Annotated in this window: 17 protein-coding genes; 3 read left to right on the top strand and 14 right to left on the bottom strand. The window is 65.9% G+C overall.

The window, feature by feature from the left end:
- Positions 1 to 1,104: a tricarballylate utilization 4Fe-4S protein TcuB gene (tcuB, locus tag AC1VNY_RS01350; protein ID WP_482403816.1), complete on the top strand. Its 1,104-nt coding sequence runs from the start codon at positions 1 to 3 to the stop codon at positions 1,102 to 1,104.
- A 39-nt stretch (positions 1,105 to 1,143) separates the two neighbouring features.
- On the opposite strand, the gene AC1VNY_RS01345 is transcribed toward tcuB, so the two are convergent.
- The 4 genes from AC1VNY_RS01345 to AC1VNY_RS01330 form a co-directional block, all read right to left on the bottom strand.
- Positions 1,144 to 1,656, bottom strand: a complete 513-nt coding sequence (locus AC1VNY_RS01345) for a class I SAM-dependent methyltransferase (RefSeq protein ID WP_482403815.1) — start codon at positions 1,654 to 1,656, stop codon at positions 1,144 to 1,146.
- A gap of 114 nt (positions 1,657 to 1,770) precedes the next feature.
- Positions 1,771 to 2,184, bottom strand: a complete 414-nt coding sequence (locus AC1VNY_RS01340) for a Rieske (2Fe-2S) protein (RefSeq protein WP_016846808.1) — start codon at positions 2,182 to 2,184, stop codon at positions 1,771 to 1,773.
- A 53-nt stretch (positions 2,185 to 2,237) separates the two neighbouring features.
- Positions 2,238 to 3,347, bottom strand: a complete 1,110-nt coding sequence (locus tag AC1VNY_RS01335) for an amidohydrolase family protein (RefSeq protein ID WP_482403814.1) — start codon at positions 3,345 to 3,347, stop codon at positions 2,238 to 2,240.
- Positions 3,344 to 4,420: an amidohydrolase family protein gene (locus tag AC1VNY_RS01330; RefSeq protein ID WP_482403813.1), complete on the bottom strand. Its 1,077-nt coding sequence runs from the start codon at positions 4,418 to 4,420 to the stop codon at positions 3,344 to 3,346. The genes AC1VNY_RS01335 and AC1VNY_RS01330 overlap by 4 nt, the downstream gene beginning before the upstream one ends.
- A gap of 173 nt (positions 4,421 to 4,593) precedes the next feature.
- Here AC1VNY_RS01330 and AC1VNY_RS01325 point away from each other — a divergent pair, with 173 nt between their 5' ends.
- Positions 4,594 to 5,076: a CinA family protein gene (locus tag AC1VNY_RS01325; RefSeq protein WP_482403812.1), complete on the top strand. Its 483-nt coding sequence runs from the start codon at positions 4,594 to 4,596 to the stop codon at positions 5,074 to 5,076.
- A gap of 284 nt (positions 5,077 to 5,360) precedes the next feature.
- Here the strand turns inward: AC1VNY_RS01325 and AC1VNY_RS01320 are convergent, their stop codons facing one another.
- The 3 genes from AC1VNY_RS01320 to AC1VNY_RS01310 form a co-directional block, all read right to left on the bottom strand.
- The gene (locus AC1VNY_RS01320; RefSeq protein WP_482403811.1) at positions 5,361 to 6,671 is read right to left on the bottom strand and encodes an HlyD family type I secretion periplasmic adaptor subunit; all 1,311 of its coding nucleotides are present in this window, start codon (positions 6,669 to 6,671) and stop codon (positions 5,361 to 5,363) included.
- Entirely contained in the window at positions 6,668 to 8,419 is a 1,752-nt protein-coding gene (locus AC1VNY_RS01315) for a type I secretion system permease/ATPase (protein ID WP_482403810.1), read from the bottom strand. Before AC1VNY_RS01315 ends, AC1VNY_RS01320 begins: the two co-directional genes overlap by 4 nt.
- Positions 8,420 to 8,567: 148 nt before the next feature.
- Entirely contained in the window at positions 8,568 to 9,368 is an 801-nt protein-coding gene (locus tag AC1VNY_RS01310; protein ID WP_482403809.1) for an acyl-CoA thioesterase domain-containing protein, read from the bottom strand.
- Positions 9,369 to 9,477: 109 nt separating this feature from the next.
- Here AC1VNY_RS01310 and AC1VNY_RS01305 point away from each other — a divergent pair, with 109 nt between their 5' ends.
- A complete protein-coding gene (locus AC1VNY_RS01305) occupies positions 9,478 to 10,386 on the top strand; it encodes a LysR substrate-binding domain-containing protein (protein WP_482403808.1) in 909 nt (302 codons plus the stop codon).
- Here the strand turns inward: AC1VNY_RS01305 and AC1VNY_RS01300 are convergent.
- The 7 genes from AC1VNY_RS01300 to AC1VNY_RS01270 all read right to left on the bottom strand — a co-directional run bounded on the left by AC1VNY_RS01300 (position 10,383) and on the right by AC1VNY_RS01270 (position 17,708).
- Positions 10,383 to 11,360, bottom strand: coding sequence for an ABC transporter ATP-binding protein (locus AC1VNY_RS01300; protein ID WP_304497581.1), 978 nt, complete (start codon positions 11,358 to 11,360; stop codon positions 10,383 to 10,385). The two genes, AC1VNY_RS01305 and AC1VNY_RS01300, sit on opposite strands and share 4 nt — an antisense overlap.
- Positions 11,357 to 12,769: an amidase gene (locus AC1VNY_RS01295; protein WP_482403807.1), complete on the bottom strand. Its 1,413-nt coding sequence runs from the start codon at positions 12,767 to 12,769 to the stop codon at positions 11,357 to 11,359. Before AC1VNY_RS01295 ends, AC1VNY_RS01300 begins: the two co-directional genes overlap by 4 nt.
- Positions 12,766 to 12,975, bottom strand: coding sequence for a hypothetical protein (locus AC1VNY_RS01290; protein ID WP_482403806.1), 210 nt, complete (start codon positions 12,973 to 12,975; stop codon positions 12,766 to 12,768). Before AC1VNY_RS01290 ends, AC1VNY_RS01295 begins: the two co-directional genes overlap by 4 nt.
- Positions 12,972 to 14,045 (bottom strand): ABC transporter ATP-binding protein, encoded by a 1,074-nt coding sequence (locus AC1VNY_RS01285; RefSeq protein WP_482403805.1) that lies wholly within the window; start codon positions 14,043 to 14,045, stop codon positions 12,972 to 12,974. The genes AC1VNY_RS01290 and AC1VNY_RS01285 overlap by 4 nt, the downstream gene beginning before the upstream one ends.
- Before the next feature lie 3 nt (positions 14,046 to 14,048).
- Positions 14,049 to 14,936 carry an ABC transporter permease gene (locus AC1VNY_RS01280; protein WP_482403804.1) on the bottom strand — a complete coding sequence of 296 codons (888 nt, stop codon included), beginning with the start codon at positions 14,934 to 14,936 and terminating at the stop codon, positions 14,049 to 14,051.
- Between the two features lie 2 nt (positions 14,937 to 14,938).
- A complete protein-coding gene (locus tag AC1VNY_RS01275; RefSeq protein ID WP_038384809.1) occupies positions 14,939 to 15,892 on the bottom strand; it encodes an ABC transporter permease in 954 nt (317 codons plus the stop codon).
- Between the two features lie 196 nt (positions 15,893 to 16,088).
- Positions 16,089 to 17,708, bottom strand: coding sequence for an ABC transporter substrate-binding protein (locus tag AC1VNY_RS01270; protein WP_482403901.1), 1,620 nt, complete (start codon positions 17,706 to 17,708; stop codon positions 16,089 to 16,091).
- Positions 17,709 to 17,718 lie beyond the last annotated feature (10 nt).

Here is a 17,718-nt window from a genome sequence, read left to right as displayed (position 1 = left end):
ATGCACGGGACGAGGATCTTGCAGGAAGCCGACCGTCTGATGACGGTGTGCAATTCCTGCCGCTATTGCGAGGGCCTGTGCGCGGTGTTTCCCGCGATGGAAATGCGCCGCGCCTTCTCCGACGGCGATCTCAATTACCTCGCCAACCTCTGCCATGGCTGCGGCGCCTGCTACACCGACTGCCAGTTCTCGCCGCCGCACGAATTCAGCGTCAATGTACCGAAGACGCTGGCGGTCGCGCGCGCCGAATCCTATGCCGCCTATGCCTGGCCGCGCGCCTTTGCCGCCGCGTTCGCTCGCAACGGCCTCGTCATCAGCCTGATCGCATCGCTCAGCGTCGCCGCCTTCATCTTCGGCTTCGCCGCGATCAATGATCGCGGCGTGCTCACCGGCATCCACACCGGTCCAGGCGCGTTCTATAAACTGATGCCGCACAATGCGATGGCGCTGCTGTTCGGCTTGGCCCTGCTCTACGCGATCCTAGCGCTGGTGATGGGCGTGCGCGCGTTCTGGCGCGACATCGGCGAGCCGGTCGGCATGACGACGGATGCGAAGGCGCTGTTGCAGGCGGTCCGCGACGCCGGCGAGCTGCGCTATCTCGACGGCGGCGGTGTCGGCTGCTTCAACGAGGACGACCAGCCGACCGACCGCCGCAAGCTGTATCACCACTTCACGTTCTACGGCTTCATCCTGTGCTTCGCCGCGACCTGCGTCGGCACGCTCTACCACTATCTGCTGGCGCGCGAGGCGCCCTATGCGTGGTGGGACCTGCCCGTCGTGCTCGGCACGCTCGGCGGCATCGGACTCGTGGTCGGCCCGCTCGGTCTGCTCAGCGAGAAATGGAAGCGCGACCGCGTGCTGGTCGACGAGCAGCGCATGGGCATGGATACCGCGTTCATCCTGATGCTGTTCCTGACCAGCATCACCGGCCTCGCCCTGCTGCTGTGGCGCGAGACCGCCGCGATGGGCCCGCTGCTTGCGCTGCATCTCGGCGTGGTGTTCGCGCTGTTCATCACCATGCCCTACGGCAAATTCGTGCACGGCATCTACCGCTTCGTTGCGCTGGTGCGCTATGCGCGCGAACGGCGGATGATGGCCGAATGAATGGTAGCGGGTTAGCGCAGCGTAACCCAGCTTGCGAACTCATCCTGCATCGGGCTTTGTCGCCAGGGCACAGAACCACTCATTTGTCTCGACCAGCTGAGCCTGCGTGAAGCCGGCAGCTGTCAGCTTTTCCGCGACCCCTTCCTTGGGCTGTCCGGAGTAGCGCGTAAAGCCGAGTGCGATCCTGCCGCTCGGCTTCATCACGCGCCGGACCTCCCGTAGCCCGGCGATGGCGTCCGGCCAGACTTGCATCGAGTTGATCGCCAGCACCTTGTCGAAGCTATCCGCATCGAATGGCATGCGCTCCACGGAGCCAAGCCGAAGCTCGACAAGACCATCCTCGATCGCGGCCGCGTTCCGGGCGCGAGCTTGCCCGGCCATCTCCTGCGACGGATCGATGCCCGCGACGCGTCCCGCCGGCACCAACGTCGACAGGCGTTGAAGGACGACGCCCGGACCAAACCCGACTTCGAGCACGCTGTCGTCCGGTCCGACCTCGAGGCGATCTGCGACCCACGCGCCGCAATCGGCATTGGTGCGCGCCATGATCATGCCGCCGAGCCTCCCCAGGAGACCCCGAGGACGGCCAAACGCACGCAAGAGGATGCTTTGCAGGACGCTCACCGATTGCCATCTCCGGTGAACAGGATTTCGGGACGGTCGCGGCTACAGATCCACCACCACGTAGTCGCTCTCCACCGCGACCTTGATGGTCTCGGCGACATACGGCCCCTTGACCACATTGGTGCCCGGCTCGACGCTGACCGGATAGGCGCGCACGCGGAAGCGGCGCGGGTCGCAATAGGACTGGCCTGTGCGGATGTCGAACTCCCAGCCGTGCCAGGGGCAGCGCAGGATCTCACCGAGCTTGGTGTATTCGATCTCGCCGGGATCCGACGACGAGGCGAGCCCGATCAGCGGCCCCTCGCACAGCGCCGCGCCCTGATGCGGGCAGCGGTTCAGCAGGCCGAAGAACTCGCCCTTGACGTTGAAAACGGCGATCGGCCGTCCGTCGATCTCGAGGAATTTTCGCGAACCCGGCGGCAGTTCGTCCACCGGGGCGATCACATGCCGCGCCATCAATCGTTCTCACGCATAATCTGATTCGAAAAACCGGTTCCCACTTTTTCGGATCATGCGATACCGTACAGCTGCCTGGCGTTGTCGAGATAAAACGCCTGGCGATTGGCATCGCTGACGCCGGCCGGCAGCACGCGCGACGGCTCGTCGTAATCCCAATGCGGGTAATCGGTCGCGAACAACAGTCTGTCCCAGCCGATCCACTCGATGGTCTGGAACAGATGGTCGCGGCTCTCCGGATCCTCCATCGGCTGCGTCGTCCACCAGATGTGGTCGCGGATATATTCCGACGGCTTGCGCTTCAGATGCGGCACTTCGGTATGCAGCCGCGAAAACACCTTGTCGAGGCGCCAGGCCAGCGATGGGGCCCATCCGAACCCGGCCTCCACCATCACCATCTTCAATTTCGGGAAGCGTTCGAACACGCCCTCGAGCACGAGACTCGCCAGCGCGGTCTGCTGGCACTGCGAATGCCCGACCATCTCCTCGATATAGTAGCTCGGCCATCCCGACGCGGTAATCGGGTTGCCGCCGAAGCCGAAGGCGTGCACGCCGATCGGAAGGCCGGCTTCCTGTGCCGCCTCATAGATCGGCCAGTAACGGCGCTGGCCGAGCGGCTCGACATTGCGGCTCAGCAGCAGCACCTGGACGAAATTTGTGTCGCCCGCGCGCTTGCGGATTTCGGCCGCGGCCGACATGCCATCCTCATTGGCGACGACGACCGAGCCTTTCAGCCGGGAATCCTTGCTGGTCCATTTCTCGATCTGCCAGTCGTTGATGGCCGAGCAGATCGCGCCGGCGAGATCCTGGTTGCGGATGCCCTGCCCGGTGTTGAGCGGGTTGAGCACGCCGAGCACGACATTGTTGGGATCGAGGTGTTGCTTCTGCATGAAGGACAGCGACGAGCCCTGCGGGCCGCCTTCCGGCGGATAGGCATCGCGGCGCGACGCATTCGGCTGCGCCTTCGGATAGGGCGGACCTTCCATCATGCCCTGATAAGCATGGACGCCGAAGGTCTCGAGATGCGCATGCCAGCGCTTTTCGAGATAAGGATACAGCTCGTCCTTGGTGGCGCGGGCCGGATGGATGTCGCAGTCGGCGATCGCGGTCTTGATGCTCGTCGGCGACGCTGTTTCGGGGCGCTCGCGAAGCTGGATGTTCATGGCGTCATCTCCCTCACCTTGAGCCGGCCATAGGTCGCATGCGGATTATCGACCATGATCTTGCGCACCAGATCCTGCGACAACCCCTGCGGCAGCACCTCGTCACCATCGAACTGCCAATGCGGATAGTCTGACGAGAATAGGATCAATTCGTCCGACTGCATATGGTCGAACAGGCGGTTCAGCGTGTCTCCGTCCGGCGGCGCATCGATCGGCTGCAGCGAGAAGCGGATGTTGCTGCGCACAATCTCCAGCGGCGCGCGGTCGACCCACGGCGTCTCCATGCGCACGCCGCGCCAGAACTTATGCAGCCGCCACAGGAATGGCGGCAGCCAGGTGAAGCCGGACTCCAGCATCACCATTTTCAGGTTCGGATGGCGCGCGAACACGCCCTCGACGATCAGGCTGGTGAGCTGGGTCTGGAACGCCTGCGCCTGCGCGACATAATCCTCGATGTGATAGGAACCCCAGCCGACCGAGGTCGGCGGATTGTGATAGGCGCTGCCGGCATGGATGCCGACCGGCAGGCCGAGCCGTTCCGCCGCGGCGTAGATCGGCCAGTAGTGGCGCTTGCCGAGCGGCATGTCACCCATCACCAGCATCAGCACCTGCACGAAGCGCTTGTCCTGCGCGCAGCGCTCGATCTCGGCGACCGCCTTTTCGATGCTCTGCACCGGGATCACGATCGAGCCGCGCAGGCGATCGTCCTTGTCGAGCCATTCCTTGACCAGCCAGTCGTTCAGCGCGCGGCAGAACGCATCGGCCATGTCCTCGGAGAACACCATCTGCACGCCGTAAAGCGGATTGCAGATGCCGTAGGCCGTGCCGAACCTGTCGAGCGCCTGGCGCTGCATGTCCGCAAGGCTCGAGCCCGGCTTGCCTTGTGCGGGACGCCAGTCCGGCCGCGACGAGATCGGCGAATTGGTCGGATAGGATTGCGAGATCAGGTCGGTCATGCCGCGCGTCGTCACCTGGTCGCGCCAGTAGTCGTTCATGTACGGCAGCAGGCTGGTGAGGTGAGGTACGGCGGGATGCAGATCGCAATCCACGCCGCCCGCGATCGGCGACGTCATGATGTTTCCTCCGCGCACGCTCTCACAACAAGCTTGTCGGGCGGCGCTTGGTTCTTGGCTCGCATTCAAGCAGGCCATGCCGCGGCCTGCAACTCGGCAAGGGCCTGCGTGCTGTGCTAGGAAGGCAGAACGCCCCACGGGATTTTCATGGCAAGCAACGAGAAAGAACGCCGATGAACGCGCTCACATCCATCGCCGAACAGGTCGCCGCAAAGCTGATCGCGAACAAGCAGACGATTGCGGTCGCGGAATCCTCAACCGGCGGTCTGATCTCCGCATCGCTGCTCGCGGTTCCCGGCGCGTCGGCCTATTTCCTCGGCGGCGGCGTGATCTACACCCGCGACGCGCGGCGCGCGCTGATGGACATTCCCGACGACGCCATGCGCGGGCTCTGCTCGTCGTCGGAACCCTACGCGCAATTGCTGGCGCGGCAGATCCGCGAGCGCCTCACAACCGACTGGGGATTGTCGGAGACCGGCGCCGCCGGCCCGACCGGCAACCGCTACGGCGACGCCGCCGGCCACAGCTGCATGGCGGTCGCAGGCCTCCGGCAGCAGGTGATCACGCTGGAGACCGCCAGCAGCGACCGGCAGGCGAACATGCAGGCATTTGCGAAGGCGGCGCTGGAGTTGTTGCTGAAGAATTTGGCGCAATAAATCTCCGCTGTCGTCCCGGGCAAGCGAAGCGCGACCCGGGACCCATAACCACCGATGGCCATTGACGATGGTCCGCTCGAGCCACAGCCTGCTTCAACAACTCAATCCTGTGGTTATGGGTCCCTGCTTTCGCAGGGACGACGCAAGGAAAGAGCCTGCAACCTGACGAAGACGGCGTAGCCCGGATGAAGCGAAGCGCAATCCGGGGCAGCTATATCCACCGCACGACTGTTCCCGGATTTCGCTTCGCTTCACCCGGGCTACGAAAGCAGTAACGCGAGAACCTACTTCTCGCGGAACGAGCGCATGAACTGGTCGCTCATCGGCTTCATCAGATAGGACAGCATGGTGCGGTCGCCGGTCTGGACGAAGGCTTCCACCGGCATGCCCGGGATGATCTTCACCTCGCTGCCGAGGCGCGCGACTTCTTCCGACGGCATCGAGACGCGGATGGTGTAGTAGCTCTGCCCGGTGCGCTGGTCGGTGGTGACGTCGGCGGAGACGCGGGTGACGACGCCGTTCAGCTCCGGCGTGGTGCGCTGGTTGAAGGCGGAGAGCCGCAGCACGGTCTTCTGTCCGACCTGCAGCTTGTCGATGTCCTGCGGATTGACCTTGGCCTCGACCGACAGATCATCGGCCTTCGGCACGATCATCATGATGGCATCGCCCGCGGTGATGACGCCGCCGACGGTGTGCACGGTCGACTGCAGCACCACGCCGTCCTGCGGTGCGCGGATATCGATACGGCGGAGCTGGTCCTCGGCGGTCACCTTGCGCTCGACGAACTCGCCGATCTTGTCGTTGGCCTCGCGCAGGTCCTTCGAGACCTCCGAGACCATGTCCTTGTCCACCTGGATGATCTGCAGCTCGGTCTCGGTGATCTTGCCCTTGGCCTGCGCGCGCGAGGCGATGTACTGCGCGCGCTCGCCGGCGAGCCGCGCCGCGTCGCGCTCCAGCGTGGTCAGGCGGGTGAGCTGCACCAGATGCTGCTCGTAAAGCTGGCGAACACCGACCAGTTCGGTTTTCACCAGCTCGATTTCCTTGTCCTTGGACTTCTCCTGCGCCTCGAGCCCCGAGATCTCCTCGTTAAGCTGGGTGACGCGCTCGCGCAGCTGCGCTTTTTGACCGGTGCGGCCATTGACCCGCACCTCGAACAGCTTGGTTTCGCTCGCCATGATGTCGCGAACGTCGGGATCCTTGGCCTGCTCGGTAAGTTGCGGCGGAAAGGCGATCTTGTCGCGGCCCTGCTGCTCGGCCTCGAGCCGGGCCGCCCGCGCATAGAGCCCGTTCAGCGTCTTGACCACGATTGCAAGGCTGGCCTTCACGACGGTCTCGTCGAGGCGCACGACGATGTCGCCCGCCTTGACCACGTCGCCGTCGCGCACCCGGACTTCGCCGACGACGCCGCCGGTCGGATGCTGCACCTTCTTGACGTTGGATTCGACCACCACGGAGCCCGGCGCGATCAGCGCGCCGGAGATCGGCACCGTCGCGGCCCAGCCGCCGACGCCGCCGCCCAGGACCAGAACCACGACGAGGCCGACGATCAGATGCTTGCGGATCGAGCGATGGGCGTTGCGCGGTTGATCGGTCATGACTTGGCGGCTCCCGCATCCGCGACGATCTTGATCGGCGTCGGCACCGGCGGCGCGGCACGCTGCAGCACCTGCGCGAGCACGGCTTCCTTCGGCCCGAAGGTCTGCATGCGTCCGTCCTTCAGCACAAGCAGATGATCGACGCCCTCGATGCCGATCGGCCGGTGCGCAACCACAATGACGACCGCGCCGCGCTCGCGGGCGCCGCGCACCGCGCGGGTCAGCGCCTCGTCGCCTTCGCTGTCGAGATTGGAGTTCGGCTCATCCAGCACGATCAGGAACGGATTGCCGTACAGCGCACGCGCCAGCGCCACGCGTTGTGCCTGGCCCGCGGAGAGCGCAGTGCCCTGTTCGCCGACCTGGGTGTCGTAGCCCTCGCGCATCTTGATGATCATCTCATGCACGCCGGCCTCCTTGGCCGCCGCGATGATGCCGTCGGACTTGGCGTCGGGATCGAACCGGCAGATGTTCTGCGCGACCGTACCGGCGAACAGCTCGACGTCCTGCGGCAAATAGCCGACATGACGGCCGAGCTGGTCCGACGACCACTGGTCGAGCGCGGCTCCGTCGAGCCGTACCTTGCCCCGCGCCGGCATCCAGACGCCGACCAGCGCCCGGATCAGCGACGACTTGCCGGAGCCGCTCGGGCCAATCACGCCGACGCCGCTGCCGGCCTCGACGGCGAAGGTGATGTCCTGCACGATGGCGCGCTGATCGCCCGGCGCGACCATGGTCACGGCTTCGACCGAGAGCCTCTTCTCCGGCGCCTGCAACAGGGTCTGCTCGGGACGCGCCGGCATCTGCTGCAGCAGGCGGTTGAGCCGATGCCAGCTCTGCCGCGCGGCGACGAAGCCCTTCCAATGCGCGATCGCGAGATCGACCGGCGCCAGTGCCCGCGCGCTCAGGATCGAGCCGGCGATGATGATGCCGCCGGTGGCCTCCTGATGGATCACGAGATAGGCACCGACCGCGAGCACGGCGGACTGCAGCATCATGCGCAGCACCTTGGCGACCGCACCGAGGCCGCCGGTGACGTCGCTCGCATGCTGGTTGCCGGACAGATATTCCTCGTTGGCCTCGTTCCAGCGCTTGTTCATGCGGCCGGCCATGCCCATCGCCACCAGCACCTCGGCATTGCGGCGGCTGGAGGCGGCGAGATCGTTGCGCCGCGCCGCGAGCGTCATCGCTTCCTTGGCCGGCGTGCGCGACAAATATTCGGTGATCAGCGTCAGGGTCACCAGGATGATCGCGCCGACCAGCGCCGTGACGCCAAGCAGCCAGTGGAATGCGAAGCAGATCACCATGTAGAACGGCAGCCAGGGCAGATCGAAGAACGCGCCGGGACCCATGCTGCCGAGGAAGGAGCGCACATTGTCGAGGTCGCGCAGCGGCTGCAGGCCCTCGCTGCGATTGCCCGCCATCAGCGGCAGCCGCACGACGGTGTCGAACACCCGTGCGTTGAGCGCTTCGTCGAGTGAGGTGCCGACGCGGCCGAGGATTCGTCCGCGCAGCAGATCGAGCACGCCTTGGGCGATGTAGAGGACCGCGGCGATGACCACGAGGCCGACCAGGGTGGGAACGCTGCGGCTCGGCAGCACTCGGTCGTAGACTTGCAGCATGAACATCGAACCTGTCAGGTACAGCAGGTTGATCATGCAACTGATGAGGCCGACGCCGATAAAAGCGCTGCGGCAAGCGCGCAGCGCCTCAGCCAGTTCGGAACGCCGGACAGCGGGCGCGGCTGCCATAAAAACTGATCTCTGCAAACAAAAGAGTTACGTGATCACCACGTTGTATAGACGTTTGCGACCACCGTCCATTTTAAGTCGCGTGAACCAAAGCATGGTTCGCGGCCTAATTTTGTGATCGCACCGACAGTTGACGGAATAATTAGGGTTAACCGGCCGCGGAACCCTGGCCCTGCGCGGGCGCGCTTCTCGGAAACGGCACGAGAATGACCGACATCGAGACCCGGCCGATCTCGCCATCCACATCGAGCAATACCCCGCCGCCGACGCCGAGCCCGGCTTCCGGCCGCCAGCGGGCCTCGGCGCGAACGCCGATCCACGCGCCCCGCGGTGGCCTGAACAGCTGCACCGCGAGGTTCGGATTGGGGTCGGCCACCACGTTCTGGACCGGGCGCGCGATGCCGTGGGTCCAATCAGCCGGGCCGAGCACCCGCGCCAGCGGGCCGGCGTCCGCAATGACGGCGTGATGCAAGCGAAACCAGGCGGTATCGCCGCCGGCACGGGCTTCCATCGCATCCATGAACCAACTGCGGCCATGGCCATGGACGGCGCGCAGGTTACGCAACGGAAATGCCGTGGGATCCACCGGATCGACAGCGCTCCCGTAAAACCCCGGGACCTCGACGGCACGCTCGCGCGACAGCGTCACGCGCACCGTCGCGCAGGGTTGCTCCTCACCGGCCGGCCAGAGCGTGTTGTCGACCACGCTGACCCGGCCGCCTTCGGTCACCACGGTAACCTGCGTGCGCAGTTCCGCCATTGGCGTCGGCCGCAGGAACCAGGCCGCCGCCGAGATCGCGGTGCCCCAATTGCGCGCGCCGGCCATGGCCTCGACCTCGCCGGTCAGCAGGCTTGCGACCGCCCCGCCCTGAAGGCCGGTGAACGGCCCGGCCGCCAGCGCCGCGGGCTTCCAGTGATGGGGCGTGGCGAGCGGTTCGAAGATGGCCAAGGCGAATGATCCCTGAGATGAGCAGGATTGAGCGTTCGGCCAATCTGATCCAAGAATAGCGGCCATGACAAAAGGCCATTCATCACTTCAGGTGAGCAGGATTCACCCCTTGGATGCCCCAGATCCGCGGGTGATCCCGCCGCTGCCGGCACTGCTCGCCTTCGAGCGCGCGGCCACCCAACTCAGCTTCCGGCGCGCCGCGCGAGACCTGTCGCTGAGCCCTTCGGCGATCAGCCATCAGATCCGCGGGCTGGAAGAGCAGTTCGGCACCAGGCTGTTCGTCCGCGGCGCGCGCCAAGTGCGATTGACCGACGACGGCGAGCGCTACCTCGCAAAAGTGTCGGCCGCGCTGGCGACGCTGCAGGAGGCGAGCCGTGACATGCTGCGGCAACGCGGCGAGGCCAGCGGCGAGCTCTGGATCAGCTCTTTGCCGTTCTTCACCAGCGCCGTGCTGCTGCCGGCGCTGCCGGAGTTCAAGCGGCGCCATCCGAAACTGACGCTGCGGATCGAGGCCACCCACCAATATGCCGACTTCAACGGTTCACGCGTCGATGTCGCGATCCGCTACGGGCGGGAACACGCCGCCGGACTGAAGGTCGAGCCGCTGGTGCAGGTCAAAGGGATGCCGGTCTGTGCGCCGGCGCTGGTCAAGGCAGGTCTTCGGACCCCTGCGGACCTGTCGCGCGAGGTGCTGATTCATGTCACGACGCAGCCGCGGGCGTGGCCGGCCTGGCTGAAGGAGGCCGGGCTGCCGAATCTCGCTCCGCGCGGACATCTGTGGCTCGACAGCGTGCCGGCGATGCTGGAGGCCGCCGAACACGGGCTCGGCGTCGCGATTGCGATCGCGCCCCTGATCAAGGTGCGGCCGGGCTTCGGCAAGCGGCTGGTGGCGCCGTTTGCGTTCGAGGCCGCATACAGCGAGACGATCTACCTGGTCTCCCGCACCGAGCAGGCGCGAGACCGCCGCATCGCCGCGGTGCGACGCTGGATCACGGACGCGGTCGCGCGCGCGAGCTAAACCGTGGCGGGCGCCGGCTCGGCCAGGATGCACCGTGCCAAGCGGCCGGGAGCGACCTGCACGACCGGCGGCAAGCGCTCGCTGCAGCGCGGCTCGGCGAACTTGCAGCGCGGTGCGAAGGAGCAACTGGACGGCGCGTGATCGAGCGAGGGCGGCGTGCCCGGAATGGTTTCCAGCCGCTGGCCGCGCATCGCGCCGTGAATGGTCGAGGCCAGCAAACCCTTCGCATAGGGATGCACCGGCGAGCGCACGATGTCGCGCAAGGCGCCCTGCTCCACGATCTGGCCGGCATACATCACCGCGACGCGATCACAGATCTCGATCGCGACGCCAATGTCGTGGGTGACGAAGATCACCGACATGCCGAACTCGCGCTGCAGCTCGCGCAGCAGCAGCAGGATCTGGATCTGCACGGTGGCATCGAGCGCCGTGGTCGGCTCGTCCGCGAGCAGGATCTTCGGCTTGCAGGCCAGCGCAAGCGCGATCATCGCACGCTGGCGCATGCCGCCCGACATCTCGTGCGGATAGGAGTCCAGCCGCCGCTTCGCGGAGGGGATCCGCACCACTTCGAGCATTTCGAGCGCGCGGGCCGTCGCCTCGCGCTCGCTCTTGCCCTCGTGGCGCATCACCGTCTCCGCGATCTGGCGGCCGATGGTGTAGACCGGATCGAGCGCCAGCGCCGGCTCCTGGAAGATCATCGAGACGGTCTGGCCGCGGAATGCGGACAGCGCCTCGTCGTCCATCGCCAGCACCTGCTGGCCCAGCACCTTGACGCTGCCGGAGATCTGCGTGCGTTTCTTCGGCAACAGCCGCATCAACGCGCGCAGCGTCACGCTCTTGCCCGAGCCGGACTCGCCGAGCAGCCCCAACACCTCGCCCTCGCCGAGCGACAGGCTGAGATCGTTCACGGCATGGACCGTGCGATCGCCGGTGAAGCGGATGTTGAGGTTGTTGATCTCGACGAGGTTGGTCATGCGAGCTTGGGCACCCTGGCGTGGAAATCGGTCGCGCGCTGGAACGCAGCGCCGATCCGAAGCAGTGCGGCTTCCTCGAACGAGCGGCCGATCAGCTGCATGCCGACCGGCAGACCCGTCTTGGTGAAGCCGGTGGGAATCGAGAGCGACGGCAGGCCGAGATAGTTGACCGGGCGGGTGAACCGCGTCAGGCGCTGCAGCACCGCGTCGGCGCCCGGACCATTGCCGACATCGCTCTCGGCAATCGTGGGTGCCGGCACCGGCGACGACGGCGCAATCACCGCATCGACGCCGTTGACCGCCGCATTGTGCGCGGCGAGCGCGGGGCCGCGCCAGCGCATCGCCTCGAGATAGGTGACCGCCGGAATGGTCAGCCCGTTCTGCAGCCGCATCAAGACCTGCGCGCCGTAATCCTGCGGCCGCTCGATCATCCAGCGCTTGTGGAAGGCGGCAGCCTCGACCGCAAGCACCAGCTGCGATGCCGAGGAGAGCTGGCGCTGATCGGGCAGCTCGACCTTGACGATCTCGGCGCCCTCTTTCTTCAGGGTGGCGATGGTCTCGTCGAGGATACGCGCCACCTCAGGATCGAGGTCGTCGACATAGAACGACGTCGGCACGCCGATCTTCAGGCCCTTCAGTGACTGCTTGGTCGCGGCCAAGTAGTCGGGCACCGGCTGCGTCGACGCTGTCAGGTCCTCCGGGTCCGCCCCGGCCATCAGGCCGAGCAGCAGCGCGCAGTCCTCCGCGGTCTGCGCCAACGGACCGACCGTATCGAGCGACTGCGACAGCGGCATCGCACCGGCGCGGCTGACGCGGCCGACCGTCGTCTTCAGGCCGGTGACGCCACAGAAATGCGCGGGCATGCGCACCGAGCCGCCGGTGTCGGAGCCGAGCGCCGCGAAGGTGAGCCGCGCAGCAACCGCCGAGCCCGAGCCCGACGACGAGCCGCCAGTGATGTGCTCGGTGTTCCAGGGATTGCGCACCGCGCCGTAATGCACGTTGTGGCCGGTCGGCCCATAGGCGAACTCGACCATCTGCAACGAGCCGAGGCGGACCTGTCCGGCATCCTTCAGCCGCTGCAGGGCGGTCGCAGTCGTCTTGGGCACGAAGTCGCGGCGAATCAGCGAGCCGCAGGTCACGACCTTGCCGGCGTCATAGTACATGTCCTTGTGCGCCAGCGGCACGCCATGCAGCGCACCGCGACTATTGCCCCTGGCGAGCGCGGCATCGGCCTCGGTGGCGGCGGCCAGCGCCTGCTCGGATTCAACAGCCACATAGGCGTTGAGGCGCGGCTGCCATTCCGCAATGCGATGCAGCACGGCGCGCGTCACCTCATGCGAGGAAACTTTCTTGTCGGCAATCGCCTTGGCGACCGCGGTCAGCGTCATCAGGGCCGGATCAGAACTCATTTCGACACCTTCTCGATCTTCTGCGCGATCTGCGCCAGCAGGAAGCTCGCGGGTTCGAGATCGAAGGGCAGCGTGCCGGAGATCGGCGCGGAGCCGTCGAATGCCGGCCCGATCGAGTTGGCGATCCGGGTAGCGACGTCGTCGTCGGCGGGCACGTCGGCGACGTGCGCGATCACCTTGACGTCCTTGGGAGTGGGTCTGGTCATGCCGCGTTTTCTCCTTTTGCTTTTGCCGGCGCGCGGCTGTGCCCCGAGCCAGGAATGGCCATGTAGCACGCCGCTTGATGGCCCATTGTATCGAGATCGCTGAGTTTTGGCGTGTCGTTTGCGCAGAGCGGCTCCGCAAACGGACAACGGGTGTGAAACCGGCAGCCCGGCGGCGGATCGATCGGATTGGGCGGATCGCCCGAGATCGGTGGCACCTCGGTGCGCCTGTCGGGATCGGATGACGGCATCGCCGCCAGCAGCGCGCGGGTATAGGGATGCGCCGGCGCGTCCCAGACCGCATCGACCGGCCCGAGTTCGACGACCTCGCCGAGATACATCACCAGCACGCGGTCGGAGATGTAGCGGACGACGTTGAGATCGTGGCTGATGAACAGATAGGTCAGGCCGAATTCGCGTTTGAGGTCGGCGAGCAGATTGAGCACCTGCGCCTCGACCGATTTGTCGAGCGCGGAGACCGCCTCATCGAGGATCACGAGCCGCGGCGACAGCGCGAGCGCGCGCGCGATATTGACGCGCTGGCGCTGGCCGCCGGACACCTCATGCGGATAGCGGTTGGCAAAAATCTCCGGCCGCAGGCCGACCTTGGCGAGCAGCTCGCGCGCCAGCGTCCGCGCCGTGTCGTCGGCCATGCCGTGGACCTTTGGCCCGAAGGCGATCGATTCCTCGATGGTGAGGCGCGGGTTGAGCGAGGCGTAGCTGTCCTGGAACACCATCTGCACGCCACGCCGCAGATCGCGCAGCGAGAGCGACGGGCCGACCTGCCGGCCGTCATAGATGATATCGCCGGCATCGCGTGCCATCAGGTGCATCAACAGCCGCGCCGTGGTCGATTTACCGCAGCCGGATTCGCCGACGATGCCGACGGTCTCACCTTTCATGACCGCGAAGGTGACGTCGTCGACGGCGCGCACGGTCTTGCGCGGACTGAACAGGCCGCCGCGCACCGGGAAGTGCTTGGTCAGTCCCTTGACCTGCAGCAGCGGCTGCGCGGCGCCGCCGAGGTCGGCGACCGGCTCCAGCATATCGACGGAGAGATTGGCGTCGCTCATGCTTTAATTCCTGATGTCCATGGCGCTGCGCATGCCGTCGCTGAGCAGGTTGAAGCAGATCGAGACCGCGAAGATCATCGCACCCGGTAGCGCCGCGACCCACGGATTGACGTAGATCGCGGTGCGCAGCGTGTTCAGCATCAAGCCCCATTCCGGCTCCGGCGGCTTGGTGCCGAGCCCGAGGAACGAGAGACCGGCCGCAAGGATCATCGACACCGAGATCAGGCCGGTGGCGTAGACGAAGATCGGGCCCAGCACGTTGCCGAGCATGTGCACCCGCATGATGGTGAACGGACCCGCGCCGGACGCGCGCGCCGCCTCGACGAAATCCATGTTGCGGACGCCGGTGGTGACGCTTTCGGCGACGCGGGTGATCTGCGGCACGAACACGATGGTCAGCGACACGATCGAATTGGTGATGCCGGCGCCGAGCGCACCCGAGATCGCGATCGCCAGCAGCACCGACGGGAAGGCGTAGAACACGTCGACGGTGCGCATGATCGCGGTATTGAGCTTGCCGCCGACATAGCCGGCGACGAGGCCGAGCGATGTGCCGATCACGAACGCGAAGATCACCGGCAGGATGCCGATGACCAGCGACAGCCGTCCACCATAGATCAGCCGCGCCAGCATGTCGCGACCGAGCTCGTCGGTGCCGAGCGGATAGCCCGCCGTGCCGATATGGCGGAGACGGCGGATCATCGAACCCTGATAGGGATCGGCGAGATGCAGCCACGGCGCCAGCAGCGCCGAGGCAAAGATCAGCACCAGGATGATGGCACAGGCCATGCTGACCTTGTCGCGCCTGATGCGGCGGGCAACCGTCGCCCAATAGCCGCGCGCCTTGGTGGTCGGCGCAGCCTGCAACGCAGTATCGCTCATTGCGCTCATGCTCAGCTCCGCTTGATGCGCGGATCGATCGCGGCCTGCGCGATGTCGACCAGGAGGTTGAGCAGCACGAAGAACAGCGCCAGCACCAGGATCGTGCCCTGCAGCAGCGGCAGATCGCGCTGGAAGATCGCCGAGTTCAACAGCAGGCCCGAACCGGGCCACGAGAACACGGTCTCGATCAGGATCGAGCCGCCCAGCATATAGCCGAGTTGCAGGCCCATCACGGCGAGCGCGGTCGGCGCCGCGTTCTTGACGACGTGGCGAAACACCTCGGTCTCGCGCAGGCCCTTGGCGCGCAGCGCCTCGACGAAATCCTGGCTCAGGATGTCGCCGGTCAGCGCGCGCACCGTGCGGGTGACGATGCCCATCGGGATCACCGAGGTCGTGATCGCCGGCAGCACCAGATAGCGCAGATGCTCCCAGTCCCACGCCCAGGCGCCGGAGCCGCCGGGACCTGCGCCGACCGCGGGCAGCCAGTTGAGCTGCACCGAGAAGATGATGACCAGCACCATGCCGAGCCAGTAATGCGGCAGCGACACGCCGGCGATGGCGAAGGAGGTCGCGACCTTGTCGACCCAGGTGTCGCGGAAATAGCCGGCGATCAGGCCAAACAGCAGGCCGAGCGTAAAGCCGATCATCGCGGCCGCGATCGCCAGCATCACGGTGTTGCCGACGGCGCGCATCACCTCGGTCAGGACGGGCCGCCCGGTCGCGATCGAATTGCCGAGATCGCCATGGATCGCGCGCCACAGCCACAGGCCGAATTGCACCGGCAACGGACGATCGAAGCCGTAGGCCGTGCGCAACTGCGCGGCAAGCTCCTGCGAGGCATCGGCCGGCAGCACTGCGACCAGGGGGTCGCCGGGCGTGATGTGCACCAGGAGGAAGCACACCAGCGCCACGCTGAGCACGATCGGAATGACGTAGACGATCCGTCTGGACGTATAGGCGAACACGTTGCGTTCTTTCTTCCTTCTCCCTTGTGGAAGAAGCTGGCGCGCGGAGCGCGCCGGATGAGGGTTTCTATCCGCGGATACAATCATTTCATCTCAGGGAGGCGTGTCCGCGGAGACGACCCCTCACCCGGCTTCGCTCTCGCGAAGCCACCCTCTCCCATAAGGGGAGAGGTGCACGTATTGCGCGACTAGCGCCTCACGGCGCGACCGTGACCGGCGAGAAGTCGACGAACCAGCTCTTCGGCTGCACAAAGCCCTTGATCTTCGGGCTCATCGCGCGCGGTGCGACGTCGTGGGCGACATAGAGGAAGGCCGCGTCGTCGACCGAAGCCGCATGCAGCTCGGCGAGCGCAGCATCGCGCGCCGCCGGCTCGAAGGTCTGGCGGGCCTTCTTCACCAGCTCGTCGAACTTCGGGTTGTTGTTGAAACCCCAATTGTTCGACACCGGCGGCGCCATACCCGACTGCAGGAAACGCACCAGCGCGAAGAACGGATCCATCGCCGCATAGGTGACGTTGATGGCGTTCGAGCCGTTGGCGGTCGGATCCTTGGTGCCGCGCCGCCAGTTGGTGAACAGCGTGTTCCACTCGATGACGTCGAGCTGCACATCGAAGTAGCACTCGGCCAACGCCTGTTGCAGATACTCGTTCATCGGCAGCGGCAGCATCTGGCCGGAGCCCGACGCCGAGGTCTGGATCTTGACCGTCAGCTTCTTGTTCGGACCGAAGCCCGCCTCCTGCATCAGCTTCTGCGCGGCCGGCTTGTCATACTTGATCTGGAAGGTCGGATTGCCGCGCCAGGGATGGCCAGGCTCGAACGTGCCGGTCGCTGGCACCATCAGGCCGGCAAGCAGGCCGTCACGCAGACCTTCGCGATCGACGCAGAGATTGGCAGCCTTGCGGACGCGGATGTCGTTCCACGGCGAGCCCTCGACGCGCGAGAACTGCCACGGCCAGACATGCGGCTCCTCGTTGGAATAGAGGTTGAAACCACGCTGCTTGATCTCGGGCAGCGCGTCCGGCGCCGGCGCCTCGATCCAGTTGACCTGCCCCGACAGCAGCGCCGCGGTGCGGGCATTGGCCTCCGGCATCGGCAACAGCACCATCTTGTCGGCCTTGGGCACCCGCGCCTTGTCCCAGTAATTCTCGTTCTTCACCAGCTCGAGCCGCTCGCGCGGGGTGAAGCTCGACATCTTCCAGGGCCCGGTGCCCGACGCGTCCTTGGCGAACGCGGCCCATGCGGCCTGCGACTTCGCCTTGGCGTCGGCGCCTTCGGCCTTGTCGTAGAATTTCTGCCACTTGGCCGGGCTCGCCATGAACAGATTGGTGAGATTGATCGGCAGGAAGCTGTCCGGCTCCTTGGTGGTCAGCTCCACCGTCATGTCGTCGATCTTGCGCGCGGAGACCAGCGTCGGCATGCGCGAGGCGGTGACGCCGACCTGGCTCGCATCGTATTGCGGCGCATCCTGCTTCAGCACCTTGTCGACATTCCAGACCACGGCGTCGGCATTGAACGGCGAGCCGTCGTGAAAGGTGACGCCGGGACGCAGCTTGAAAATCCACTTGGTCTTGTCGGCATCGTCGACCTTCCACTCGGTCGCGAGGCCGGGGATCATCGCGCTTGCCTTGTCCGACGAGGACAGGTCCCACATCGTCAGCGCGTCATACATCGTAAGCCCGGTGAAGCGATTGCCCTCAAAACCCTGGTCGGGCTGACCGAGCGTGCGCGGAATATCGGCAGCAGTCATGCCAATGCGCAGCACGGTCTCGGCGCTGGCGATCGCCGGCGCGCCCGTGGCTATCGCAAGCGCCAGCATGATCGCCGTC

The organism is Bradyrhizobium ferriligni, from assembly GCF_056837965.1.
The sequence above is the reverse complement of the archived record's forward strand: the minus strand, read 5'-3'. Positions and strand labels throughout refer to the sequence as shown.